This window comes from Salmonella sp. SAL4457 (assembly GCF_046548235.1).
Taxonomy (GTDB): Bacteria; Pseudomonadota; Gammaproteobacteria; order Enterobacterales; family Enterobacteriaceae; genus Salmonella; species Salmonella enterica.
In genome coordinates, this window is record NZ_JBGDZO010000959.1 from 1 (window position 1) to 251 (window position 251).

Consider the following 251-nt stretch of genomic DNA (forward strand, 5'->3'; position numbering starts at 1 on the left):
CTTCATGATCATGTGGGTGACCTTGAACATGGTCTCGGAAACGCCCTGGAACACCTTCACCAGCGGCTCGCGCAGATCGTTGGGCAGGCTCGACAGGCCGAGGCCGAACATCACCGAGAAGAAGATGATCGGCAGCATCTCGCCACGGGCGATGGCGGCGAAGACGTTGGAGGGAATCAGGTTGAGGATGGTCGCGATGAACGCATGGTCATGCTGCACTTCCTGGGTGGTCTTCTGGTACTGGGAAATGT

The 251-nt window shown here is 58.2% G+C and carries 1 protein-coding gene; it reads right to left on the reverse strand.

What is annotated here, in order from left to right; translation table 11 throughout:
- Positions 1-251: cation:dicarboxylate symporter family transporter (locus tag ACLJNW_RS27040; protein WP_410961632.1), on the reverse strand; the 251-nt coding region annotated here is incomplete at both ends.